This is a genomic window from Streptomyces sp. NPDC048211, from assembly GCF_043202315.1.
GTDB lineage: Bacteria > Actinomycetota > Actinomycetes > Streptomycetales > Streptomycetaceae > Streptomyces.
Map to the genome: position 1 here is coordinate 356,827 of NZ_JBIDAD010000003.1, position 23,955 is coordinate 380,781.

Below are 23,955 nucleotides of genomic sequence, written 5' to 3' on the forward strand. Positions count from 1 at the left end.
TTGTGCTGCCCTGCCTCCTTGGAGCGTGTGACCGCTCAGCGTGCGCGGACGATGTCCACGTCGGATGCCTTCACGAAGGCGATGCGGTGACCGATCTGGACGGTCACGTACTTCTCCTTGCCCTGGAAGTACGCGTGGTCCAGGGGGTACGAGGAGTCGATGGTCGGCGCGTAGAAGAAGCCGGTGGGGGCCTCTCCGCCGCCGGGGTAGGACTGGCCGGCCTTGATGGTGTACTGGAGGGCCGTGCCCACCCGCTGGTCCGCGAAGTCCGCGGGGTACTCCGACTTCTCGGGGTACGCCACCCCGTACACCGGCACCTCCGTCCTGCCGGCCTTCGGCCGGACGACGTACCCGGCGGTGGGGGTCGTGGTGCGGGCGTGGTCCGGGGTACTGAACCACGCCTTCTTGCCGTACCACCAGATCGCCGTCCAGCCGGGTGCGTGGTCGGCGACGACGGCCTGCTGGGTGGCGCTGATCTTGCTGCCCCAGTCGGCTGCGCAGTTGGTGCCGGGAGAGCCGTCGGTGTGGATTCCCGGGTCGGAGAAGAGCGGCGACGCGGCGGAGGGTTCCGTGTGGAGCGGGACGGCACTGGAGCCCTGGACCGGCAGGTCGACGCCCTTCTCGCAGTCACGGAAGGCCTGTTGGTTGTCCTTGAACCGCGGGCTGACAGTGATGAGTTCGCTGCCCTTGTGGGCTGTCGGCACGGTGGGCCTGCCGAGGAGCGCCATGAAGCGGTTCCAGTCCCAGTAGGTGCCCGGGTCCCAGTGCATGCCCTTGGTGCCTGCGGCGCTGGTGGGCGGCACTCCGTCGTGGCCGATGATGTGCTGGCGGTCGAGGGGAATGTCGTACTTGGCGGCGAGATAGCGCACGAGCGCGGCGGTCGAGCGGTACATCTCGGGGGTGTACCACGTCGCTCCCTCGGTGGCGACGCCCTCCTGCTCGATCCCGATGGAGTGGGTGTTGAGGTACCAGTTCCCGGCCTGCCAGGCGACGTCCTTGTTCTTCACCATCTGCGTGACATGTCCGTCACCGGAACGCACCACGTAGTGGGCCGACGTCTGCTTCAGCGGGTTCTGGAAGATCTTCAGAGTGGTGTCGAAGTCCTCCTCGGTGTCGTGGAGGACGATGAACTTGATCTTGTTGCTGTGCGGCCGGTCCGCGGTGTCGTAGTTGCCGTACGTCTCCTTGTCGGCCGGGTCGCCGGTCTGCTGGTAGGCCGCGGGGACCCAGTCGCATGCGAGACCGCGCGGGCACTCCGGCCGCACCCCGTCCGCGCCGGCCTGTGCCGCGGGACTGAGCAGCGCGAGACTCAGCGCGCCGGCGGTACTCAACGCGAGTGCGAGTCTGGTCCTCTGCTTGGACGTCATGACAACCCTTCTTGGAGCTGTGCGTTTCCCGAGCCGTACGTGTCGAGAGGTCTTCGTGTTCCGATCTCGTGTTCCGTCGTGCGCGCACACTCTCTGACCTGAGGTGACAGCACGTCAAGAGCGTTGTGGGAGGCGCGGGTCGAACCAGTGGACCAGACCTGTGGCGGGTGCCCTGACCTGCGGACGGAAAGGAGCGACGGGATTCTGACGGTGCCGCGTTACCTGAGTTTTACGCGGCTGCGGACCATCCGGCGTGATCCGGGACCGTCCCCCGAACGGGCGTACTCCTTGTGTGACTAATAGTCGCCGCGCGTGCCCCGAACGGCCGAAGGGTAGGGCTCGCGCGGACACGACCGCACCGCGTGACACTCACGCGGAGGCTCACCGAAAGGCCGGACGTACATGGCACAGCCCTTCACCCTGCCGGACTTCTACGTTCCGTATCCGGCGCGCCTCAATCCGCATGTCGAAGAGGCGCGACAGCACACGAAGTCGTGGGCGCGGGCCATGGGGATGCTGGAAGGGTCCGGTATCTGGGAGGAGAAGGACCTCGACTCCCATGACTACGCGTCGCTGTGTGCGTACACGCACCCCGACTGCTCGGCCGACGCCCTGTCCCTGGTCACCGACTGGTACGTGTGGGTCTTCTTCTTCGACGACCACTTTCTGGAGCTGTTCAAGCGCACACCGGACCGCGAGGGCGGCAAGGCGTACCTGGACCGGCTGCCCGCTTTCATGCCGATGGAGCGGGGCGCGCCCACACCTGAACCGGTCAACCCCGTCGAGGCGGGGCTCGCGGATCTGTGGGCGCGGACGGTACCCGGCATGTCGGACGCCTGGCGGGAGCGCTTCGCCGAGGCCACGAGGAACCTGCTGAACGAGTCGTTGTGGGAGCTCGCCAACATCAACGAGGGCCGTATCGCCAACCCCGTCGAGTACATCGAGATGCGCCGCAAGGTGGGCGGCGCTCCCTGGTCGGCGGGGCTGGTGGAGTACGCCGCGGGCGCCGAGGTTCCCGAGGCGGTGGCGGGTGAACGGGCGCTGCGCGTACTGCGCGACGCGTTCTCCGACGGGGTCCATCTGCGCAACGACCTGTTCTCGTACCAGCGGGAGGTCGAGGACGAGGGTGAGAACAGCAACGGCGTCCTGGTCCTGGAGCACTTCCTCGGCTGTTCGACGCAGGAGGCCGCCGAGGCGGTGAACGATCTGCTGACGTCGCGGCTGCAGCAGTTCGAGAACACCGCGCTGACCGAACTGGGCCCGCTCTGTGCCGGGAAGGGCCTCGACGCGGCGCAGACGGCGGCGGTGTTCGCGTACGTCAAGGGACTGCAGGACTGGCAGTCCGGCGGCCATGAGTGGCACCTGCGCTCCAGCCGCTACATGAACGACGGCGGGGCCGCGCGGGCCGCGCCCGGCTTCGGGATGGCCGCCGCGTCGATCCGCTTCACCCCTCGCTCGGAATCCGCGAGGCTGCGCAGCCAGTCCCACCTGCCGTTCCGGCATGTCGGCCCGTCCCTGCTGCCCGACTTCGATCTTCCCTTCGGCACGACGCTCAGTCCGCATCTGGACGGAGCCCGGGAGCGGATGGTCGACTGGGCCGGCCGCGTGGGCATCCTGGAGGCTCAGCCGGGGGTGCCGGGCTCGCACATCTGGGACGAGGTGCGGCTGCGGGCGATCGACCTGCCGCTGTGCGCGGCCGGCATCCATCCGGACGCCACCCCTGACGAGCTCGATCTGTCGTCGCAGTGGCTGGCCTGGGGAACGTACGGGGACGACTGGTTCCCAGTGGTGCACGGCCGTACCCGAGACCTGGCGGGAGCCCGGCTGGCCAACGAGCGGCTGTCGCTCTTCATGCCCCTGGACGGGGCAGCCCCGCCCGTACCCGTCAACGCGCTGGAACGCGGGCTGGGCGACCTCTGGGCGCGCACCTCCGCGCCGATGGACGAGAGCGGCAGGCGCGCGTTCCGCACGTCCGTCGAGGAGATGACCGCCAGCTGGCTGTGGGAGCTCGCGAATCAGGCACAGAACCGGATTCCCGACCCGGTGGACTATGTCGAGATGCGGCGCATGACGTTCGGATCGGACCTGACGATGAGTCTGTGCCGTCTGGGGCACGGCAGGAAGGTACCGCCGGAGGTCTACGGGAGCGGCCCGCTGCGGTCCCTGGAGAACGCGGCGGCCGACTACGCCGCGTTGCTCAACGACCTGTTCTCGTACCAGAAGGAGATCGAGTACGAGGGCGAAGTGCACAACGGTGTCCTGGTGGTGCAGAACTTCTTCGGGGTGGACTATCCGACCGGGGTGGCGATCCTGCACGACCTGATGAAGTCGCGGCTGCGCCAGTTCCTGCACGTCGCGGAGAACGAACTTCCGGTGCTGTACGACGACTTCGCTCTGGACGCCGAGGCGCGGGAGATCCTCGCCGGATACGTTCAGGAGCTGAAGCACTGGATCGCGGGCATCCTGATCTGGCACCGGGACTGCCGGCGCTACCGCGAGGAGGATCTGCGGCGGGGCACCGCGGCCCCGTGGCACCTGGGCGGTCCCACGGGGCTCGGCACGTCGGCGGCGCAGGTGACGTCGTTGTTCGCTCAGTTCTCGGCGGTCAGCGTGTAGCCCCGTCCCGCGCGGGCTCTGATCACCTTCTCGCCGCTGGTGAACAGGGTGCCGCGGACGGTCAGGTCGCGGGTCCGGCTCGCCGTGATCACCACACGGCGGGCCCGGCCCGCGGCCCAGGTGATGTCGACGGTGAATCCTCCCCGGGCGCGCAGTCCCCGCACGGAGCCGTCCGGCCAGGCCGCGGGGAGCGCGGGGAGAATCTCCACAGCGTCGTGGTGACTCTGCAGCAGCATCTCCGCGACACCGGAGGCGGCGCCGAAGTTCCCGTCGATCTGGAAGGGCGGGTGGGTGTCCCAGAGGTTGGGCAGGGTGGAGTTCTTCAGCTGCTCCGCGAGCATCTTGTGCGCGTGGCTGCCGTCCCGGAGCCGAGCCCAGAAGTTGATCTTCCAGGCCTTGGACCAGCCGGTGCCGCCGTCTCCGCGGGCGCCCAGGGAGACCTTGGCGGCTTCGGCCCAGGTGCTCCCGGCCTCGATCTGGCGGCCGGGGTGGAGGCCGAAGAGGTGGGAGACATGACGGTGGTCGTCGGCCGGGTCGTCCCGGTCGGCCTTCCACTCCTGGAGCTGGCCCCAGGAGCCGATGCGCAGGCCGGGGTCGAGGCTGTCGAGGGCCGTTTCGAGACGGCCGCGGAAGGCGGGGGCGTCGCCGAGCGTGCGGGCGGCCTCCAGGGTGCTGGTGAGGAGGTCGTGGACGATCTGCTGGGACATCGCCGCTCCCGCGGTGAAGTCCCCGTGCTCGGGTGAGTAGCTCGGGGTGACGACAAGGAGTCCGTCGCGCGGGTCGGTGCGCAGGTTGGCCAGCCAGAATTCGGCGGCTTCCCGCATCGCCGGGTAGGCGGTGGAGCGCAGGTAGTCGGTGGAGCCGCTGAAGCGGTAGTGCTCGTACATCTGCTGGGTGAGCCAGGCGGCGGCCTCGGGGAACCAGAAGGCGGTGGACCAGTCGTGGACTCCGGTGAAGCCGTACGGGTTGGTCTCGTTGTGCACCACCCAGCCGGCGGTGCCGAACATCTCCTTCGCCGTCCTGCGGCCGGGCTCGCGCATGGCCTCGATGTACCGGTCGTAGGGGGCGGTGGTCTCGGCGAGGTTGGTGACTTCGGCGAGCCAGTAGTTCATCTGGAGGTTGATGTTGCTGTGGTAGTCGGCGGACCAGGGCGGGGTGGTCGAGTTGTTCCAGACGCCCTGGAGGTTGGCGGGCAGCGAGCCGGCTCGCGAGGAGGCGATCAGCAGGTAGCGGCCGTACTGGAAGAAGAGCGCCTCCAGGGCCCGGTCCGCGGCGCCGGTTCCACCGGTGTAGGCGCTCAGCAGCTGGTCGGTCGGCAGGTCGGGCAGTTGCTGACCGATGTCGAGGGCGACTCGGTCGAACAGGGTGCGGTGGTCGTTCACGTGAGCGTCGCGGACGCGCTCGTACGGGGTGGCCGCCGCGGTGTCGACGGCGGCCGTGACGTCCGTGTGCGGGTCCTGACCGCGGTAGGCGGGAAAGGTGTCCGCGTAGTCGGTGCCTGCCGCGAGGAAGAACCACGCGCTGTCCGCTCCGGTGACGGTGAGGCTGCCGTCGGCCCCCGCGGTGACCTCGCCACCGGTGGTACGGACGCGGATCTGGGCCTCGAAGCGCAGGCCGTTGTCCTTGAGGGCGCCCCGGACGGTGAGACGGTCCCCGGCGGCTGATGCACTGAAGTCGCTGCGCGGCGAGGTGTACCGCAGGGTGAAGGTCACCTGCCCCGGACGGTCCGCGCCCAGCCGTCCGGCGATGACGGACCCGGGGTGAGAGACGAAGAACTCCCTTGTGTGGGCCACCCCTTCATGCGTGTAGGCCACGGACGCCAGGGCGGTGCGCAGGTCCAGGCCGCGCCGGTACGAGGCATCGGGGGCGGCCGGTGCGCCCGGCATGTCGAGGTGCAGTTCCCCGAAGACCTGGTAGGCGCCGTAGCCCCGGCGCGACTGTCCGAGTTCGGCGGCCACGGCATCGGGACCGATCGCGCCTTCCCTGTCGAGGCGCTCCTGCACTCCGGCGAGTGCGCCGGGTCTGGGAGTGGTCCAGTTGCCGAAGTCGTACCCCTGGGACGAGCCGGGGCCGCCGGTCCAGAGGGTCTTCTCGTTGAAGGTGAGGAGTTCGGAGGCGAGCGTGCCATGGACACTCGCCCCCAGGGCCCCGCCGCCGATGGGCAGGGACTCGCGCTCCCAGTCGGCAGCGGGCGTGCGGTAGTGGAGCACCGGGTTCGGCAGCTCCGCCTTCTTCTTTCCGGTCGTCGATTCATCGGAGGTACCGGCGGCGGCCGCCGGGCCGGAGAGTGCGGGAACTCCCAGCGCCAGAGCGCCTGTTACGCCGATCGCTGTCTTCACCGTGGTACGTCGCGTCATCCCGGATGTCATGCCGAACGACGCTAGAGGTCCGACGACTGCACGGACAAGACGCATGACAAAGCGGCCTCTTGGACGGAGGCCGTCGGCACTTGGACGGAAGTGAAACCGCCGGGCCGGGCGCCGTGGGGCGGCCCGGCGCCCGCGCCCGGCTCAGCCCTGCTGGAAGAGCTCGGCGGGCAGCGGCTTCAGAAGGGTGTACAGATCGTCGGTGATCGGCCGGTCCCAGCTGGCGATGGTGACGAGTACACCGTCGCTGCGGTCGAACTGAACGCAGGAGATCCGGCTCTCGGAGAGCTTCACACGTCGGACGATCAGCAGGTTGTCGCCCTGCATGACGGGCATGTCCTCGGTGCCGGTGACCTCGACCGGCTCGTCGTTCTCCAGCGCGAGCAGCAGCTGCGCCACCTCGAAGGGGACCTGGCCCTCCTCGGTCTCACGGGCGGGCGAACCCTCCGGGAGGTTGCCGATGATCATCGCGGGGCCGCGGCCGCCGAACAGGTCGTAGCGCAGGAAGACACCCTGACAGCTCCCGTCGGGAGCGGGCAGCAGACCGGCGCCGAGGTTGCCGGGCCAGTCGCCCGGGTCCATGGCCAGGACGTCGAAGTCGGGGCCCGCGGGTGTGGCGGCGCTACGGCGGCGGAGGAAGGACATGGAGACATGTTACGTGTCCGGGCCCGCCTCGCCGAGCCGGGCCCGGGCGGCCCACCGCCGTTCCCCCACGCCGCAGGGCCCGGGCGGCCCCGGTCACCCGGCTCCGGACTCGGCGGCCAGCCCCTCCAGGACGGCGACCGCCTCGGCCGCCCGGTCGTACGGAACGAAGAGGTGGTCGTGGTGGAGTCCGGCGACCACGTTGCAGCTGATGCCCGCGTCGGTGAGGGCGAGCGAGACGGCGGCGGTCAGCCCGACGGCCTCCAGCGCCGAGTGCACACGGAGGGTGATCCAGCCGGCCGGGTAGTCGGCGGTGGTCAGCCCGGCGGCCGCGGCCTCCTCCTCCGGGAGGACCACCGTGAGCCCTTCGCTCTCGCGGACCGTGACGACGGGGGCGGTGCCCTCGGGCACGACACCGCCGGGCGCGGCCGCGTAGACATAGCGCCCCGGGTGCAGCTCGGGACGCAGGTTGCTCAGCAGAACACGAAGATCGCTCTCACCTGTCACCCCGCCACGCTACCCACCGTGTGCGATGCCGCCGGTGAGGACGTGCGACACCGGCGCGGTCGCCGGACACGTGCGGGTGGACCCCACCCCCGACCGGGGGACGTGGCCACGCTCCACCGGCAGCCGCGCCAGTCGTTCGGGGACGGCAGGACCCACGGTGACGTTCACGCGCTCCAGGGCCGGACGATCGCGGACGGGTCCGGGCGGCGCCTACAGACGGGGCTGCTGCTGATTGCTGCGCGCCGCCATGGCCAGCGCGACGACCCAGCCCACCAGGGTCCAGCCCAGGAACAGATTGATCACGAACACGGAGCCCTTGTTCGGCACCCCTCGCGAAAAGGCGACAAAGGCCGGCACGAAGTAGGCCAGCACAGCTATCAGCCCTAACGCGAGGACGAGAACACCACCACTACCACTCACAAGATCCCCCATGCTCCTGGATGTGAAAGACCCATTCTCCATGCCTGTGAACAGATGTCCACACCGCGTCACCGCCGCGTTCGGCGGTGTCAACGGCGGTTCCGCCGCCCCCTGTTCACCCTCGGACCGCTTCAGGAAAGGGCATGATCAGTCGCCCTGCCCGGCCCGCCCCCGGACGGCGGACCGCGCCCGTCCGGCCCGGGGCGACGGGAGACCGGTCCGCCGGATCACACCGCACCGCGTGCGGCCCCGGCGTCGAACTCGCCGTGCCGGGTGTTCACGACGAAGGCGCGCCATTCCAGGGGGGTGAAGACCAGCGGGCGGCTGGCGGGGCGCCCGGCATTGCGCATCGCGATGAATCCCTCCACGAACGCGATCTGGACGTCTCCGATGCCCCGACTACCCGAACGCCAACGGGCGTTGGTGAGGTCGATCTCCGCTTTGTCCCAGCCGGCGAAGGGCTGCTGGGGCCTCGTCCTTCGAGCCATATCGGCTCCTCACGCTCGTCGTGTGCGGCCGGAATGAGCCTGAGGGCTGCCCCGTCATCCCTGGCGGGCTCGCGAGGTCCGGCCTGATCCCAACGAAAGACCCTATCCACCGAGGGCGGTCCCGGACAGGCCGCGGAACGCGGTGGGTGCGGCCTGTCCGGAGGGTGTGCGGGTCAGCCCGTGGGCGGTTCGGACCCGACGAGCCACATGGAGAAGAACTGGGCTCCGCCGCCATAGGCATGGCCGAGCGCGCGGCGGGCCCCCTCCACCTGGTGCTCCCCCGCCTGCCCCCGTACCTGGAGGGCCGCTTCGGCGAAGCGGATCATGCCGGAGGCGCCGATGGGATTGGTGGAGAGCACCCCTCCCGACGGGTTGACGGGTAGATCGCCGTCGAGTTCGGTGACCCCCGCCTCGGTCAGTTTCCATCCTTCGCCCTCGTCGGCGAAGCCGAGGTTCTCCAGCCACATCGGTTCGTACCAGGAGAAGGGCACGTACATCTCGACGGCGTCGATCTCCCGGCGCGGGTCGCTGATCCCGGCCTGCCGGTACACGTCGGCGGCACAGTCCTTGCCGGCCTGCGGGGAGACGAAGTCCTTGCCGGCGAAGAGGGTCGGCTCGCTGCGCATCGCTCCGCCGTGCACCCAGGCGGGCGGGTGCGGTGCGCGTTCGGCGCCGGCACGGTCGGTAAGGATCATCGCGCAGGCCCCGTCGGAGGAGGGGCAGGTCTCCGAGTAGCGGATCGGGTCCCAGAGCATGGGCGCCGCCTGGACCTTCTCCAGGGTGATGTCCGGGTCGTGGATGTGCGCGTACGGGTTCTTGAGGGCGTTGCGCCGGTCCTTGTACGCGACGAGGGAGCCGACGGTGTCGGGCGCCCCGGTCCGGCGCATGTAGGCGCGCACATGGGGGGCGAAGAAACCGCCGGCGCCCGCCAGCAGCGGCTGCTGGAACGGAATGGGGAGCGAGAGGCCCCACATCGCGTTGGACTCCGACTGCTTCTCGAAGGCGAGCGTGAGGACGGTGCGGTGTACGCGGGCCGCGACGAGGTTCGCGGCGACGAGTGCGGTCGAGCCGCCGACCGAGCCCGCGGTGTGGACCCGGAGCATCGGTTTGCCGACCGCGCCGAGTGCGTCGGCCAGGTAGAGCTCCGGCATCATCAGGCCCTCGAAGAAGTCGGGGGCCTTGCCGATGACGACGGCGTCGATGTCCGCCCAGGTCAGCCCGGCGTCCTGGAGGGCGGCCACGGCGGCTTCGCGGACGAGGCCGGCGAGCGAGACGTCGCGGCGGGCGGCGACGTGCTTGGTCTGGCCGACGCCGACGACGGCCACGGGCTCCTTAGGCATGAGCACTCTCCCCTTCGAGGACGGCGACCAGGTTCTGCTGGAGGCAGGGCCCGGAGGTGGCGTGGGCGAGCGCCCGGTCGGACTCGCCGCGGTGGATGCGGGCGGCGGCCTCGCCGAGCCGGATCAGCCCGGCGGCCATCACCGGGTTCGCGGCGAGCGCGCCACCGGACGGGTTGACCGTGACCTCGTCGCCCAGGCCGAGCGCCTTGCGGAGCACTACTTCCTGGGAGGTGAACGGTGCGTGCAGTTCGGCGGTGTCGACGGGGCGGTCGAAGACTCCGGCGCGTTCGGCGGCGAGCCGGGTCGACGGCGATTCGGTCAGTTCGCGTACGCCGAGGCCATGGGCCTCGATGCGGTGGTCGATGCCGCGGATCCAGGCGGGCCTGGCACAGAGCGCCCGTGCGGTGTCTCCGGCAGCGAGGATCACGGCGGCGGCGCCGTCGCCGATGGGCGGGCAGTCGCCGGTCCGCAGAGGCTGGACGAGGTAGTCGCCGGCCGGAACGGCGCCACTGAGCTGCGCGTGCGGGTTGTCCGAGGCGTCCGCGCGGCTGCGGGTGGCGATGGCGGCGAGCGCGGCCTCGTCGGTGTCGCCCGCGTCGATCAGCGCCTGGGCCTGGAGCGCGGCGAGTGCGACGGAGTCGGGCCACAGCGGGCCGGTGTAGTACGGGTCGAGCTGCCGGGTGAGGACGTCCCGCACCTCGCCGGGTGAGGACTTCCCGTACGCGTAGACGAGGGCGGTGTCGGCCTCGCCGGTCTGGATCTTCACCCAGGCCTCGTACAGGGCCCAGGCGCCGTCCATCTCGACATGGGACTCGGAGATCGGCGGGTGCGCGCCCACGCCGTCCAGCGCCATGGTGAAGGAGAAGGCCCGGCCGGCGAGGTAGTCGCTGGAGCCGGAGCAGGTGAAGCCGATGTCGCTGGTCCTGAGTCCGGTCGCGTCGAGGACCTGGTGCAGGATGGGCATGAGCATCTCGACTTCGGAGAGCTCGTCGGTGCGGCGCAGGTGGTCCGTCTGCGCGAAGGCGACGATCGCTACGTCCCGCATCTAGACCAGCTCCTTGTACGCGTCGTAGTCGGCGTCCGGCTCGCCGGTCGGTCGGTAGTGGTCGGGGTGGCGGTTCCCCTCGGACCAGACGGGTTCGACGCGCAGCCCCATCCGTACCTGGTCGTACGGGATGCCGCCGATCCGGGCGTGCAGGGCGAGGTCCGCACCGTCCAGGGCGATGTGCGCGTAGACGTAGGGGACCTCGATGTCGAGGTTCTTCGCCTTGATGTTGACGACACAGAAGGTGGTGACGGTGCCGCGCGGTCCGACCTCCACCCGTTCGTCGGTGGCGACGCCGCAGGTGGGGCAGGCGCCGCGCGGCGGGACGTACACCTTGCGGCAGGAGGGGCAGCGTTCACCGACGACGCGCCGGCCCGCGAGCGCTTCGAGGTACGCGCTCTGCGCACGGCCCGGCGAATAGGTGTAGTCGAGACGCGCGGGGGTGACGATCCCGGCGACCGGGTCCGCGAACTCACCGTCGTGCGGGGCGGATCCGCCCGGCTCGCCCTCGTACGGTTCGAAGCAGGCGATGTCCGTGATGGCGCCGGAGCGGGTCCCGGCCCAGCGGACGCGGACCCTCATTCCGGAGCGGACGGCCTCGGGCCCGGGGGCGTCCAGCACGTGCAGGAGCGCGGTGTCCGCGCCGTCGAGCCGGACGAGCACCCAGGCGAAGGGGGTGTCGAGCGGCTGGTCGCGGCGGGGGTGCGGGTTCCAGGCCCAGGTGGTGACCGTTCCGGTGGCCGCGACCTCGACCAGCTCGCGGATCTCCTCGGCGGTGACGGGGTCGTACTCGACGGGCGGGACCAGGACCTTGCCGTCCGTGGTCCGGACGCCGAGCACGGTGCGTTCGCGCAGTCCGGTGAGGAAGGCGCTCTGCACCGGGCCGAGGGAGCGGGTGAAGGGGAATTCGACCACCAGCGGTGCGCTGAGGACGTCGGGCACGGTGCCTCCTATGGGTCAGGCCCGCCGGTAGACGGGCGGGCGCTTCTCGGCGAAGGCGCGGGCGCCCTCCTTGGCGTCGGCGGTGGCGAAAACGGGCCAGCCGCGCTTCAGTTCGGCGGCGAGGCCGTCGGTCTCGGTCATCTCCGCGGTCTCGTACACCGAGGCCTTGACCTCTTCGACGGCGAGCGGGCCGCAGGCGTTGATCTGTTCGGCGACGGCCAGGGCGGCCTCCAGAGCGGTGCCGTCGGGGACGACCCGGCCGATCAGCCCGATCCTGGCGGCTTCATCGGCGGTGTAGGGGCGGCCGGTCAGCAGCATTTCGAGCGCGTGGGTGCGGGCGATCTGGCGCGGCAGCCGTACGGTCGATCCGCCGATGGGGAAGAGGCCGCGCCGGACCTCGAAGAGGCCGAAGGTGGCGCTCTCCCCCGCGATGCGGATGTCGGTGCCCTGCAGGATCTCGGTGCCGCCGGCCACGCAATGGCCCTCGACGGCGGCGATCACCGGCTTGCGGGGGCGGTGGTGGCGCAGCATGGCCTTCCAGTGCAGATCGGGATCGGCCGTCATCCGCTCCCGGTACTGCTCGCCCTCCATCCCCTTGCCGGCGAGGGCCTTGAGGTCCATTCCGGCGCAGAAACAGCCGCCGGCTCCGGTGAGGACGACGGAGCGGACCTCCTCGTCCCCGTCCGCGGCGAGCCAGCCGTCGTACAGGCCGACCAGCATCGGCAGCGAGAGCGCGTTCTTGCTCTCGGGCCGGTTCAAGGTGAGCACCAGTGTGGCGCCTTCGCGCTGCACGGTGAGGTGTTCCGTACCGCCCATGGTCTGTCTCCCGTCTCAAGGCTAGAACAGGTTGCAGTAAGCGGAGTTGCAGTTCAATAGTTTTCTGACAGAGAGTCAGATTTCTTACCGGGCCCCCTTCCCACTTGTGCCGGTCGGCGCTCTAATGACCGCCGAGCCACTCAGCAACCGGGGTCAGGAGGAACGGTGGAGTACAACCTTGCCGACCTGTTCGAATCGGTCGTCGACGCTGTCCCGGAACGCGAGGCGCTGGTCTACCTCGACCATCCCGGGACGGGCGCCGAGCGCAGGCTCACCTACGCGGAGCTCGACGCCGCGGCGAACCGCGTCGCCCACCACCTCATCGAAGCGGGCATCGGCCCGGGCGAGCACCTGGGACTGCACCTCTACAACGGCATCGAGTACCTCCAGACCGTGCTGGCCTGCCTGAAGGCGCGCATCGTCCCGGTCAACGTCAACTACCGCTACGTCGAGGAGGAGCTGGTCTACCTCTACCGCGACGCGGACCTGACGGCCCTGGTCTTCGACGCCGAGTTCGACGAGCGGGTCGCGGCCGCCGCACCCCGGGCGCCGAAGCTCCGCCACCTCGTACGGGTGGGCCCGTCCGCCGACGGCACACCCGGGCCCGACGCCGTCGCGTTCGCCGAGGCGGAGGCCGCCGGGGATCCCGGACGCGGCTTCCCGGCCCGCTCCGCCGACGACCAGTTCATCATCTACACGGGCGGCACCACGGGCATGCCCAAGGGCGTGATGTGGCGTCAGGAGGACCTGTTCTTCTCCGGCCTCGGCGGCGGAGCGCCGACCGGCGACGCGGTCAGGACCCCGCAGGAGCTGGCCGAGCGGGTGGCCGCCGGCGGGGAGGGCATCACCTTCTTCCCCACTCCCCCGCTGATGCACGGAACCTCGACCCTCACCGCGTTCATCGGCTTCAACTTCGGGCAGCGGGTCGTCGTGCACCGCAAGTACGTGCCGCACGAGGTGCTCCGTACGATCGAGAAGGAGAAGGTCACCAGCGTGTCACTGGTGGGCGACGCGATGCTGCGGCCGCTGATCGACGCGTTGAAGGGGCCACTGAAGGGCACCGACTGTTCGGCCCTGTTCTCCGTGTCCAGCTCGGGCGCGATCATGTCCGACTCGGTGCGGGCGGAGTTCCAGGCACTGGTGCCCCACGTCATGCTCCTCAACAACTTCGGCTCCTCCGAGTCCGGCTTCAACGGCACCGCGACCGCCGACTCCGGTCCGGAGAACGGCTTCCGGCTCCGGGTCAACGCCCGTACGGCGGTCGTCGACCCTGCGACGTACGAGCCGGTGTCACCGGGCGAGCCGGGGCGGATCGCCCAGCGCGGCCACGTACCGCTGGGCTACTACAACGACCCGGGGAAGACGGCCGAGACGTTCTTCCGCAAGGGCGACGAGCGGTGGGTGCTGCTCGGCGACATGGCGACCGTCGACGCCGAGGGCATCGTGACGGTGCTCGGCCGGGGTTCGCAGTGCATCAACACCGGGGGCGAGAAGGTGTACCCGGAGGAGGTCGAGCAGGCGCTCAAGTCCCATCCGGACGTGTACGACGCGCTGGTCGCGGGCGCTCCCGACGAGCGGTGGGGCAATCAGGTCGCCGCCGTGGTGCAACTGCGGGAGGGCGCCGACGCGCCGACGCTCCGCGACGTCCAGGCCCACTGCCGCACCCGGCTCGCCGGCTACAAGATCCCGCGCCACCTGGTCATCGCGCCGCAGATCCAGCGCTCCCCCAGCGGCAAGGCCGACTACCGGTGGGCCCGCACGGTCGTCGCACCCCGCCCGGCCGCCGACCGATAGGGGGGCGAATCACCCGAGTGCCCGGCCTCGCGTCCACCACGGGCGCGGGGCCTTCATGACGGCGTAAGCCATTCGGGCACGCCCCGTGCCCAACCGGGCACCCTGCGTGGCATCGGGGGGTGATCGCCCATAGCTTCGGCTCATGAGGAAACGACACATCAAATGCCTCGTGAGCATCGCAGCCGCCTCGGCCGCCGGACTGGGCGTCGTCGCGCCGTCCGTGCCGGCCGCCGCCGCGAGCGGCCATGTGGTGCGTCCGGGCCAGTCGATCCAGGCAGCGGTGGACGCCGCGCGACCCGGTGACACCATCGTCGTCCGTCCCGGCACCTACCGGGAGAGCGTGCTGATCACCACGCCCGGGCTGACCCTGCGCGGCTCCGGGGACCGTACGGTCATCAAGCCGGGCGCGAGCGGGACGCAGCCGGACAACGCCTGCGCGAAGGCCGGCAACGGCATCTGCGTCCTGGGTACGTCCGGACACACCGTGGACGACGTCTCCATCAGGTCCCTGACCGTCTCCGGCTTCACCAGGAGCGGTGTCTGGGCGTCCTGGACGGACGGGCTCACGGTCCGCTCGGTGACGTCCGCGTCCAACGGCGTCTGGGGCATCGCACAGCAGCGGTCCACCCGCTCCGACATCCGCCGCAACACCGCCCGTGCCAACGGGGACGCCGGCATCTTCGTCGCCAACAGCGTCGACGAGGAGGGCGGCGCCACCGACACCGAAGGCACCCGGGTCCGGGGCAACACCCTCACCGACAACCGGATCGGGTTCACCGCACGGCGTGTGCGGAACCTTTCGGTGAGCGGCAACACCTTCACCGCCAACTGCAGCGGCGTGTTCGTCGTGGGCGACGAGGGGACGCCGAAGGCCGGCGCCATGACCATCCGGTCCAACCGGATCACCGAGAACAACAAGTTCTGCGCCGCCACCGAGCGGCTGCCGGCGATCCAGGGCTCCGGAATCGTCCTCACCGGCACCGAGACCACCGAGGTGCGCTCCAACCTGATCCGCGACAACGTGGGTGCCACACCGCTCTCGGGCGGCGTCGTGCTGTTCAAGAGCTTCGTCGGAGCGAAGAACACCGACAACACCATCAGCGACAACGTGGTGACGGGCAACCAGCCGGCGGACCTGGCCAATGAGGACACCGGTACGGGCAACCGCTTCACCGGCAATGTCTGCACCACCTCCGCACCGGCCGGAATGTGCTGACCCGTGTCCCCCCGCACAAGGAGAAGCGAGACGGTATGACCACCGTGAGCACCACCCCCACCACCACACCCGTCCAGCCCGTCCCGACCCCGCAGCCGGCCATGCGCCTGCGCGAGATCGTGTTCGGCGCGGCCCGCTCCGCCGCCGTGCGCGCCGCGGCCCGGCTGGGTGTCGCCGACGCACTGGGCGACACGCCGGCCACCGCGGCCCAACTGGCCGAGGTGGTGAAGACCGAACCCGTGCCGCTGCAGCGGCTGCTGCGCGCCCTGTCCTGCTACGGCATCTTCACCGAGCACGCCGACGGCACCTTCGCCCACACCGACATGTCCCGGCTGCTGCGCGAGGACGACCCGAACAGCCTGCGAGCCATCTCCCTGTGGTGCACCGAGCCCTGGACGTGGGAGGTCTGGCCCCGGCTGGACGACGCGGTGCGCTCCGGCGGCAACGTCTTCGAGGACGTCTTCGGCAAGGAGTTCTTCGACTACCTCCACCAGGACGCCCACGAGTCGGCCCAGGTGTTCAACCAGGCCATGACGACCTCCAGCGTGCAGTCCGCGCTGGACGTCGCCGCTCTGCTCGACCTCACCGGGGTGTCGTCGGTCGCCGACATCGGCGGCGGCCAGGGACACGTACTGGCGAGCCTGCTGGAGAAGCACCCGTCGGTCAGCGGAACCCTGATGGACCTGCCGGGCGTGGTGGCCCGGGCCGACGAGCGGCTGCGGGAAGGCGGTTCGCTCGCCGGCCGGGCCAGCATCGTGGCCGGTGACTGCCGTGAGGGCATTCCGGTCGCGGCCGATCTCTACATCATCAAGAACATTCTGGAGTGGGACGACGACAGCACCCGCCGGGCGCTGCGCAGCGTCCTCGCCGCGGCGCGTCCCGGGGCCCGGGTCGTCGTCATCGAGAACCTCGTCGACGACACGCCGTCGATGCGGTTCACCACCGCCATGGACCTGCTGCTGCTCCTGAACGTCGGCGGTGCCAAGCACACCCGGCAGAGCCTGGTCGACCGGCTGTCCGACGCGGGGCTGAGGATCGGCGAGATCCGGCCGGTCAACCCGTATCTGCACGCCTTCGAGTGCGTGGTCCCGGACTGACCCGTCCGTTCCGGGCAGCACGGAAACCGCCCCGGGTCCGGCCGGAAGGCCGGACCCGGGGCGGTCTTGCGCGTCAGACGGCGGAGTCGCTCTCCCACCGGTAGAACTCCTGCGCCATCGCGTCCTTCGGGCCCCGCCATGTCTGCGGGTCGTAGGGGCTGACGAAGGCGGTGAGCCGGTCGCTGATGTCCTTGAACGCCGGGTGGTCCGTCACCTTGGCGATCTCCGGGCCGGGAGGGCGCTCGGACTCGATCAGGTGCAGATAGACGTCGCCGAACTGGAACAGCTTGCGCCGGGTGACGCCGACCAGGTGCGGCAGCTCACTGCTGTCGGAGGCGGCGAACAGCTCGGCGATGTCCGGCGCCGACTCCGGCGCCATCCGGGCGACGATCAGAGCGTGGTGCATCGGGTGATGCCTTTCTGGTACCCGGCCCGGTACCCGGCCGGGCGCCGGGTGGCCGGACCGTCTGCGGACGGTACGTCAGTTGGCCGGGACGGAGGCCGTCCGGCGCTCGCGGTCACGCTGCTCGATCTTGTCCCGGATGAGTTCCATCTGGACACGCGAGTTGCGGTTGATGTTGTCGGTCATCCACGCGTCGTCGACCGGGGCGTCGGGACGCATCGCGAAGTCCTGCGTCCACCGCATGCGCGTGCCGCCGGGAGCCTCGGAGTACTCCCACCGGATGTCCATGTGCTGGAACGGTCCGGGCTCGACACGGCGGGCCCGGACGGTGCGTCCGGGGCGGTCCGTGGTGCGCTCGGAGACCCAGCTCCACACCTTGTCGTTCTCGTCGGGGTGCATGGTCAGGCGGAAGGTGGTCCGCTCGCCGTCGCGCTCGGTGACCTCGACCGAGGCGTACTCGCTGAACAGCTGGGGCCAGTTCTCCAGGTCGTTCGTCATGTCCCAGACGAGGTCCAGGGGGGCGGCGATGACGATCTCGTTCTCGGTGTGTCCGGACACTTCAGGCTCCTGTCATGAGGCTGTTGTTGACGAGGTCGAGGAACTCGCGGGGCGTCTTGCAGCGGTCGGCGTCTGTCGGCAGCGGCTGCCCGTGCCGGTTCTCCAGGACGCCGACGATGCCGAGCAGGCCCAGCGAGTCGAGGCCGAACTCGTCGAAGGCGGTGCCGGACCGGTTCTCCATCTCCTTGGGGTCGACGGTCAGTCCGGCGCCCTTCTTCATCAGGACGGCCAGCTCTTCGTACGTCAGTCGATCGGTCATGAGGGGCTTCTCCTTCTCACGAGGGGTTTCGGTGAGGCTTACGCGGGGCGCCGGAGCACCATCGCCGCGTTCGAGCCCATGAGGCCGCGGCTGAGCACGAGGGCCGTGCGCAGTTCGGCGGGGCGGGCCCGGCCCATGACCAGGTCGAGGTCGTGGCATACCTCGAACACGTTGGGCGTGGGCGGGATCAGGCCGTTCTCCATGGCGAGAACGGCGGCGGCCGTGTCGAGGACGGGGGCTCCGCAGTAGGCCCGTCCGATGCCCGTCTTCGGTGCGGTCACCGGGACGCGCCGGCCGTGCGCGCCGAGCGCGTCGGCCAGGGCCAGCGCCTCTGCCCGGTCGGCGGCGGGGACCCCGAGGGCGTCCGCGAAGACCACGTCGATCTCCTCGGGCGCGCAGCCGGACTCCCGCAGCGCGCCGCCGATGGCGTGGGCGAGCCCCTCGCGCGACTCCTCCCACCGCATGGCGGTGGTGAAGGTGGCCGCGTGACCGGCGATTTCCGCCCTGACCCGGGCGCCGCGCTCGCGGGCCGCGCCCTCCTCCTCGACCACGAACATCGCGCCGCCCTCGGCGGGCACGAATCCGCAGGCGTCCGAGGTGAACGGGCGGTAGGCCCGCGTCGGGTCCTCTGCGGCGCTCAGGTCGCGGTAGCCGAGCTGGCAGACGACGGAGTAGGGCGCGAGGGGTGCCTCGGCCGCGCCGACCACCACCGCGTCGGTGCCGCGCCGGACGGACCGGTCGGCGTGCGCCAGGGCGTCGAGGCCACCGGCCTCGTCGCTGGCCACCACCGCGCACGGCCCCTTGAAGCCGCCGCGGATGGAGATCTGGCCGGTGCTGGCCGCGTAGAACCAGGCGATCGACTGGTAGGGGCCGACGTACTTGGAGCCCTGGCCCCACAGCCGCTGCAGCTCGCGCTGGCCGAACTCGCCACCGCCCGAACCGGCCGCGGTCACCACGCCCACGCTGAACGGCGCCTTCTCGTAGTCGGCGCGGCCCAGGCGCGCGTCGTCCAGGGCCATGTCGGCCGCGGCCATCGCGAAGTGCGTGAATCGGTCGGTCTGGACGAGGTAGCGCTCCTCGATCAGCGAGACCGGGTCGAAGCCCCTGACCTCGCCGGCCACGTGCAGCGGCAGTTCCTCGCATCCTTCGCGGGTGACCCGGTCCAGGACGCTCATGCCTTCCTGCGTCCGCTTCCAGAAGGCTTCGGTGCTCGTGCCGTTGGGGGCGACGACGCCGATGCCGGTGACGACGGTACGCCGGGCCTTGTCGGTGCTCATGGTGTCCTCCCACCGGTCCTGGTCAGGGCCACCGCGGACTGGAATCCACCGAATCCGCTGCCCACCGACAGGACACTGCGCAGCTTCAGCGGACGTGCGGTGCGGGGCACGTAGTCGAGGTCGCACTCGGGGTCCGGTGACTCGTAGTTCGCCGTGGGCGGCACCACCTGGTGGACCAGCGCGAGTACGCAGGCGGCGATCTCTATCGCGCCGATGGCCCCGAGCGAGTGGCCCACCATCGACTTGATGGAGCTCATCGGCACGTCGTGGGCGTGCGCGCCGAGCGCCCGCTTCACGGCGGCGGTCTCGTGCCGGTCGTTCTGCTTGGTGCCCGAGCCGTGCGCGTTGACGTAGTCGATGTCCGCGGCGGCGATCCCGGCGTGCCCGAGCGCCCGGTTGATGGCCTCGGCCATCTCCAGCCCCTCCGGGGTCAGCCCGGTCATGTGGTAGGCGTTGCCGAAGGTCGCGTAGCCGGCGATCTCGCAGTACACCGTCGCGCCGCGGGCGCGGGCGTGCTCCAGTTCCTCCAGGACGAGTACGGCTCCGCCCTCACCCATCACGAAGCCGTCGCGGCGGGAGTCGAAGGGCCGGGAAGCGTGCTCCGGGTCCTCGTTGTTGGCCGAGGTCGCCTTGATCGCGTCGAAGCACGCGACGGTGATCGGGGTGATCGGGGAGTCCGACGCCCCGGCGATGCACACGTCGACGCGGCCCTCCTCGATGGAGTGGAAGGCGTAGCCGATCGCGTCCAGGCCGGAGGTGCAGCCGGTGGAGACGGTCTGCACCGGTCCGTGCGCGCCGACCTGTTCGGCGACCGCCGCGGCAAGCGAGCTGGGTGAGAAGGCGCGCTCCAGATGGGGCCCGGCCGGGCGGTGGTCGACGTCCCAGCGTGCTCCGCTGCCGCTGACGGCGACGTAGTCGTGCTCCAGCCGGGTGGTGCCGCCCACCGCGGTGCCGAGCGAGACGCCCATGCGCCACGGGTCGGTCCGCTCCGGGTCGAGGCCCGCGTCGGCGAGGGCCTCGCGGGCGGCCACCATCGCGAACTGCACGTAGCGGTCCGCCCGGGCTACCTCCTCCTCGTCCAGCCCGTACGCCGCCGGGTCGAAGTCGCACTCGGCGGCGATCCGGGACCGGAAGCCGGCCGGGTCGAAGAGGGTGATACCCCGCGTCGCGGTGCGGCCGTTGGAGAGCAGGTCCCAGAAGGCCGGGGTGCCGATGCCGCCCGGGGCGACTACGCCGACGCCGGTGACGGCCACACGCCGGGTCATGAGGCTGCCTCGGTTCGTTCTGGCGGCGCGCCCCGCTCCGCCGACTCGGTGACCTCGGTGTCGACGTGACCGAGTTCCGGACGGGGCGCGAGCGGGCCGAGGTGGAAGACCATGCGCGCCTCGACGTCACCGACGTTGCGGAAGCGGTGGCGTACGTTCAGGGGGATCAGCAGTCCCTGATCCGGCCGCATCGCGTACGGCTCGCCGTCCAGGTCCACTTCGAGCAGCCCGTCCACGACGTAGACGAACTCCTCGGAGTACGGGTGGTAGTGCTCCGCGATGCGGTCGCCGGGCTGAATGATGGCCAGCCCCATGAAGCCGCTGGTGGCGCCCACGGCCGTCGGGGTGAGGAGGGCGCGCAGGTCACCCCCGCGCCTGGTGTTGGGCTGGGTCTCACTGAGGTCCACGATGCGTGGCCGGTGCATGGTCATGGCTGCTTTCCTCCTGGCGCATGGCGCGTTGTGTCGACGGGTTGAGCGAGAACCCCCCAGGGTGCTGCTGCGCGGCTCAGGACTCCGCGGCCCGCCGGTCGGTGATCAGCTTCATCTCGGACCGGGCCAGGAATCGTGCGGCGTCCTCGTCGCTCGACGGCACGGCGTTCGCCTCGCCGTCGAGGAGGCGGGCGAGCCGGGCGGCCTTGCCGGGGCCGTGGATGCCGAGGGCCTTGGCGGGCTGCGCGTCGAGCGGGCCGCCCACCTCCAGCAGACGGACCACGATGTCGTCGCGCTGGAAGATCGTGCTGCTCTCGATGGGGCTGCCGGTGTTGTCGGCCTCCTCCTCGTCGTGCTCTGCCAGGAGGCGGGCCAGCGCCATTCCGCAGCCCTCCTTGGCCTGGTAGAACAGCGCGTGGCGCTTGCGCTCCCCTGCCGCGTGGCGGCCAGTCGTCACGTGGTGGACGGTGGGCAGGGCCGCCCGGGTGAAGAACATCCTGGCGGAGTCGGGGTCGGCCAGGTCGCGGTCCTGCTCCAGGTACGGGTTGATCGCCTCCTCCACGGCCCGGACCTCGGGCTGCCGGGAGACGTGCCGCAGGGCCGCGAGGAGGTCGCCCTCGACCTCGACCGCGCGCACCACCCGGTTGCCGTGCATGAACAGCGAGGTGCGGCGCAGTCGGGTGTGCTCGTCGACCCGGGCCTGCGGGGAGTCGTAGTCGGCGAGGATCTTCGCGACGATCTCCTCGGTGCCCGGCTTGACGGTGAACGTCAGCGCGTGGCGCACCACCCCGTCCCCGAGGCGGGGCGCGGCCTGGAGGCCGCCCTTGACGGGCTCGAAGCTCTCCTCGAAGGCCGCGCCGGTCTCGCGCAGGACGCTGAAGCGCAGCGAGCGGGTGTCGCGCACGCAGCTGTGCAGTGGCTGGACCGTGGCGACGTGGTCCTCGCTGTTCACCCAGGCGAGGAAGGGCGGCGCGCTCTCCCACTCGCTGGTGATGAGCCATTGGGACGGGTTCTCGATGGACTGGCACAGCTGGTCACTGATGTGGCCGGGGATCGAGGCGACCTGGTTGCGCATGTGCTCGTACGCCTCCAGGAACTGCTTCTGGGCGCCGTCGTGCAGGTCAAGCAGCAGGATGACCCGCAGCCTTGATCCGTCGAAGGCGGACTGGGAGGTCCGTTCCGAGAGGGTGGTGGTCATCTTGCGAACTCCTTCGAGGCGAGGGGAGAACCGGCCGGGCCGGTGGGGAACCGTCGAGTGGGGGGCGGAGCGGGGAAACTCCCGGCGGATGCGCACAGTCCTCCCGGACCGTGGGCGACGTCTCCGTGACCGATCGTGAAACGCTGGTCCGGCTGACGCGAGATTTATGAACCGTTCAGGTGAGCGGGCGTCCGAACCGCTCCGACGAGGCTCCGACAAGGGCATGGACACTGCATCTGTACGGCGTCCGAGCTGGAGCAACTCATGAACGAGAACGTCGACGTCCAAGTACCGGTCCTCATCGTGGGCGGCTCCCTTGTGGGCCTGTCCGCGTCCCTCTTCCTCGGCCGGCTCGGCGTCGAGCACCTGCTGGTGGAGAAGCACGCCGCCACCTCGACACATCCGCGGGGCCGCGGCAACAACGTCCGCACGATGGAGATCTTCCGCAGGGCCGGGGTGGAGCCGCAGATCCGTGCGGCGGCTTCGGTCCTGGCGGAGAACCACGGAATTCTGCAAGCCGGATCGCTGACCGGTGACGACCAGGAGTGGCTGTTCAAGGAGATCGACCCGGGCGGCGCGCTCGCCCGCTTCAGCCCGAGCGGCTGGTGCCTGTGCAGTCAGAACGACCTGGAGCCGGTCCTCCTGGACCGGGCCCGGGAGCAGGGCGGCGATCTGCGGTTCTCCACGGAGCTGCTCTCGTTCGACCCGGACGGGTCGGGGGTGGGTGCGGTCCTGAAGAACCGGGAGACGGGTGAGCACACCACCGTGCGGGCGGACTACCTGATCGCTGCCGACGGTCCGCGCAGCCCGGTCCGCGAGCAGCTGCGCATCGACCGTTCGGGTGCGGGTGAGCTGTTCCACAACGTGAGCATCACCTTCCGCTCCCGCGGACTCGCCGATGTGCTCGGCGACCGGCGCTTCATCGTGTGCTACCTGACCAATCCGGAGGCGGACGGAGCTCTGCTGCCGGTGGACAACGAGCGGGAGTGGGTGTTCCACGCACCGTGGCAGCCGGGCCGGGGCGAGACCCTGGAGGACTTCACGGACGAGCGGTGTGCGGCGCACATCCGCAAGGCGGTCGGAGCGCCGGATCTCGATGTCGAGATCACCGGCAAGGCGCCGTGGCACGCGGCGGAGCGGGTGGCCGACCGGTACTCAAGGGGCCGGGTCTTCCTCGCCGGCGACTCGGCGCACGAAATGTCGCCCACCGGGGCGTTCGGCTCCAACACCGGCATCCAGGACGCGCACAACCTGGCGTGGAAGCTCGCGGCCGTGCTGCGCGGCGAAGCCGGTCCGGGCCTGCTGGACACCTATGAGGCGGAGCGGCGGCCGGTGGCACGGGCGACGAGCGAGCGGGCCTCGGCGCGTTCGGGCGAGCACAGCCACCCGGGGTACGCGGCGCCGCCGACCGTGGGCGGCGGGAAGCGGGGCGGGATGCTGAACGTGGCGCTGGCCTACCGCTACGTGGACGGCGCGGTGTTGGGCGTCGGCCCGGACCGGCCGGTGGTGCCCGAGGGCGTGCAGCTGACGGGCGAACCGGGCAGCAGGGCACCGCACTTGTGGCTCCGCAGGGCCGGTGAGCGGATCTCCACGCTGGATCTGTACGAGCGGTCGTTCGTGCTGCTCACCGACGCGGCGGACGTGGCGTGGCGGCAGGCGGCCGCGCGGGTCGGCGAGCGGCTGGGGGTTCGGCTCGACGCATTCGGGATCGGCACCGGTCCGGGCGGCGATCTGGAGCCGGAGGCCGGTGCCGGGTGGGCCGAGGCGCACGGGACGAGCGCCGAGGGCGCCGTGGTGGTGCGCCCCGACGGGTTCGTCGCCTGGCGTGCGGAGTCGGGTGTCGAGGACGCCGAAGCGGCTCTGTACGAGGTCATGGTGGCCCTGCTGCGCCGGGACTGACGCCGGGCT

General features: G+C 70.7%; 22 protein-coding genes. 5 read left to right on the forward strand and 17 right to left on the reverse strand.

Translation table 11 applies throughout. From position 1 onward, the window contains the following. Nucleotides 1-35: 35 nt before the first annotated feature. Entirely contained in the window at nt 36-1,367 is a 1,332-nt protein-coding gene (locus ACGFZA_RS14395; RefSeq protein ID WP_385285057.1) for an N-acetylmuramoyl-L-alanine amidase, read from the reverse strand. Nucleotides 1,368-1,769: 402 nt separating this feature from the next. Between ACGFZA_RS14395 and ACGFZA_RS14400 the strand changes: the two genes are divergently transcribed. Next, nucleotides 1,770-3,983: a germacradienol/geosmin synthase gene (locus ACGFZA_RS14400; RefSeq protein ID WP_385285056.1), complete on the forward strand. Its 2,214-nt coding sequence runs from the start codon at nt 1,770-1,772 to the stop codon at nt 3,981-3,983. Here ACGFZA_RS14400 and ACGFZA_RS14405 read toward each other — a convergent pair. The 9 genes from ACGFZA_RS14405 to ACGFZA_RS14445 all read right to left on the reverse strand — a co-directional run bounded on the left by ACGFZA_RS14405 (nt 3,959) and on the right by ACGFZA_RS14445 (nt 12,549). After that, on the reverse strand, nt 3,959-6,193 hold the full coding sequence (locus tag ACGFZA_RS14405) for a glycoside hydrolase N-terminal domain-containing protein (protein ID WP_393679693.1): 2,235 nt from the start codon (nt 6,191-6,193) through the stop codon (nt 3,959-3,961). The genes ACGFZA_RS14400 and ACGFZA_RS14405 overlap by 25 nt on opposite strands. Nucleotides 6,194-6,493: 300 nt before the next feature. Further along, a complete protein-coding gene (locus ACGFZA_RS14410; protein ID WP_018550733.1) occupies nt 6,494-6,994 on the reverse strand; it encodes a hypothetical protein in 501 nt (166 codons plus the stop codon). Nucleotides 6,995-7,087: 93 nt separating this feature from the next. After that, on the reverse strand, nt 7,088-7,498 hold the full coding sequence (locus ACGFZA_RS14415) for an ACT domain-containing protein (protein ID WP_385285055.1): 411 nt from the start codon (nt 7,496-7,498) through the stop codon (nt 7,088-7,090). A gap of 210 nt (nt 7,499-7,708) precedes the next feature. Next, the gene (locus tag ACGFZA_RS14420) at nt 7,709-7,930 is read right to left on the reverse strand and encodes a superinfection immunity protein (RefSeq protein WP_385285053.1); all 222 of its coding nucleotides are present in this window, start codon (nt 7,928-7,930) and stop codon (nt 7,709-7,711) included. Nucleotides 7,931-8,145: 215 nt separating this feature from the next. Further along, nucleotides 8,146-8,406: a DUF397 domain-containing protein gene (locus ACGFZA_RS14425; protein WP_393679135.1), complete on the reverse strand. Its 261-nt coding sequence runs from the start codon at nt 8,404-8,406 to the stop codon at nt 8,146-8,148. Between the two features lie 173 nt (nt 8,407-8,579). Further along, nucleotides 8,580-9,746, reverse strand: a complete 1,167-nt coding sequence (locus ACGFZA_RS14430) for a thiolase domain-containing protein (protein WP_393679137.1) — start codon at nt 9,744-9,746, stop codon at nt 8,580-8,582. Beyond that, nucleotides 9,739-10,791, reverse strand: a complete 1,053-nt coding sequence (locus tag ACGFZA_RS14435) for a thiolase domain-containing protein (protein ID WP_385285049.1) — start codon at nt 10,789-10,791, stop codon at nt 9,739-9,741. The genes ACGFZA_RS14430 and ACGFZA_RS14435 overlap by 8 nt, the downstream gene beginning before the upstream one ends. Continuing rightward, nucleotides 10,792-11,733 carry a Zn-ribbon domain-containing OB-fold protein gene (locus tag ACGFZA_RS14440; RefSeq protein WP_385285048.1) on the reverse strand — a complete coding sequence of 314 codons (942 nt, stop codon included), beginning with the start codon at nt 11,731-11,733 and terminating at the stop codon, nt 10,792-10,794. It abuts the gene before it with no gap. 15 nt (nt 11,734-11,748) lie between these two features. Further along, the gene (locus ACGFZA_RS14445) at nt 11,749-12,549 is read right to left on the reverse strand and encodes a crotonase/enoyl-CoA hydratase family protein (RefSeq protein WP_385285047.1); all 801 of its coding nucleotides are present in this window, start codon (nt 12,547-12,549) and stop codon (nt 11,749-11,751) included. A 165-nt stretch (nt 12,550-12,714) separates the two neighbouring features. On the opposite strand from ACGFZA_RS14445, the gene ACGFZA_RS14450 reads away from it, so the two are divergent. From ACGFZA_RS14450 to ACGFZA_RS14460, 3 genes are all read left to right on the forward strand, one after another. Then, nucleotides 12,715-14,343 (forward strand): acyl-CoA synthetase, encoded by a 1,629-nt coding sequence (locus ACGFZA_RS14450; RefSeq protein WP_393679140.1) that lies wholly within the window; start codon nt 12,715-12,717, stop codon nt 14,341-14,343. A 142-nt stretch (nt 14,344-14,485) separates the two neighbouring features. Then, nucleotides 14,486-15,559 (forward strand): nitrous oxide reductase family maturation protein NosD, encoded by a 1,074-nt coding sequence (locus tag ACGFZA_RS14455; protein WP_393679142.1) that lies wholly within the window; start codon nt 14,486-14,488, stop codon nt 15,557-15,559. Nucleotides 15,560-15,594: 35 nt separating this feature from the next. After that, nucleotides 15,595-16,656 carry a methyltransferase gene (locus ACGFZA_RS14460; RefSeq protein WP_393679144.1) on the forward strand — a complete coding sequence of 354 codons (1,062 nt, stop codon included), beginning with the start codon at nt 15,595-15,597 and terminating at the stop codon, nt 16,654-16,656. 73 nt (nt 16,657-16,729) lie between these two features. Here the strand turns inward: ACGFZA_RS14460 and ACGFZA_RS14465 are convergent, their stop codons facing one another. The 7 genes from ACGFZA_RS14465 to ACGFZA_RS14495 form a co-directional block, all read right to left on the reverse strand. Continuing rightward, complete coding sequence (locus ACGFZA_RS14465; protein WP_385285040.1) at nt 16,730-17,062, reverse strand: TcmI family type II polyketide cyclase; 333 nt, start codon at nt 17,060-17,062, stop codon at nt 16,730-16,732. Nucleotides 17,063-17,137: 75 nt separating this feature from the next. Further along, the gene (locus ACGFZA_RS14470) at nt 17,138-17,617 is read right to left on the reverse strand and encodes an SRPBCC family protein (protein ID WP_385285039.1); all 480 of its coding nucleotides are present in this window, start codon (nt 17,615-17,617) and stop codon (nt 17,138-17,140) included. A 1-nt stretch (nt 17,618) separates the two neighbouring features. Continuing rightward, nucleotides 17,619-17,876: a phosphopantetheine-binding protein gene (locus tag ACGFZA_RS14475; protein WP_385285037.1), complete on the reverse strand. Its 258-nt coding sequence runs from the start codon at nt 17,874-17,876 to the stop codon at nt 17,619-17,621. Nucleotides 17,877-17,914: 38 nt separating this feature from the next. After that, complete coding sequence (locus ACGFZA_RS14480) at nt 17,915-19,153, reverse strand: beta-ketoacyl synthase N-terminal-like domain-containing protein (protein WP_385285035.1); 1,239 nt, start codon at nt 19,151-19,153, stop codon at nt 17,915-17,917. Then, on the reverse strand, nt 19,150-20,418 hold the full coding sequence (locus ACGFZA_RS14485) for a beta-ketoacyl-[acyl-carrier-protein] synthase family protein (protein ID WP_393679148.1): 1,269 nt from the start codon (nt 20,416-20,418) through the stop codon (nt 19,150-19,152). The genes ACGFZA_RS14480 and ACGFZA_RS14485 overlap by 4 nt, the downstream gene beginning before the upstream one ends. Next, nucleotides 20,415-20,849: a cupin domain-containing protein gene (locus tag ACGFZA_RS14490; protein ID WP_326734226.1), complete on the reverse strand. Its 435-nt coding sequence runs from the start codon at nt 20,847-20,849 to the stop codon at nt 20,415-20,417. The genes ACGFZA_RS14485 and ACGFZA_RS14490 overlap by 4 nt, the downstream gene beginning before the upstream one ends. 76 nt (nt 20,850-20,925) lie before the next feature. Then, nucleotides 20,926-22,047, reverse strand: a complete 1,122-nt coding sequence (locus ACGFZA_RS14495; protein ID WP_306068699.1) for a SchA/CurD-like domain-containing protein — start codon at nt 22,045-22,047, stop codon at nt 20,926-20,928. 264 nt (nt 22,048-22,311) lie between these two features. On the opposite strand from ACGFZA_RS14495, the gene ACGFZA_RS14500 reads away from it, so the two are divergent. Further along, nucleotides 22,312-23,946, forward strand: a complete 1,635-nt coding sequence (locus tag ACGFZA_RS14500) for an FAD-dependent oxidoreductase (protein ID WP_393679151.1) — start codon at nt 22,312-22,314, stop codon at nt 23,944-23,946. The last annotated feature ends 9 nt before the right edge of the window (nt 23,947-23,955 follow it).